The following is a 351-nucleotide window of genomic DNA, read 5'->3' as shown; positions in this document are numbered from 1 at the left end:
ATAACAACTATTGGAGCTTTATACAAAATCGACACAACTCTTATCAATGGTATTATTGCAGCAGTTACAACATTTGTGGGTACTGTATTAGGTATATCTAGCAATAAATATCAAAACGCACAAAACGAAAATGCAGAAACAAAAGGAGAATAGGCATGAGTAGAATTGAATCAAGTATTGCAGAAATGCGTAGATTGCAAGCAATTCCCGTGCACTATGACATGGGCGACCGTTACGGGAATGATGCAGACGGAGACGGACGTATCGAGTATGACTGTTCGTCAGCTGTTAGCCATGCTTTGGACATCAATCTAAACAACAACACAGAGAGCTTACAACAAGCCCTCCCTA

At 40.2% G+C, this 351-nt stretch carries 1 protein-coding gene and 1 pseudogene; both read left to right on the top strand.

Going from position 1 to position 351, the window contains the following annotated elements:
* Positions 1–153 carry a phage holin gene (locus HMPREF2574_RS10215; RefSeq protein ID WP_306806740.1) on the top strand — a complete coding sequence of 51 codons (153 nt, stop codon included), beginning with the start codon at positions 1–3 and terminating at the stop codon, positions 151–153.
* Between the two features lie 2 nt (positions 154–155).
* Positions 156–351 (top strand): annotated as a pseudogene (locus HMPREF2574_RS05980) (lysin); the annotation flags it as partial.

It is taken from the genome of Streptococcus sp. HMSC034E12 (assembly GCF_001835915.1).
GTDB lineage: Bacteria > Bacillota > Bacilli > Lactobacillales > Streptococcaceae > Streptococcus > Streptococcus vaginalis.
This window is presented reverse-complemented; position numbering and strand designations above follow the sequence as displayed.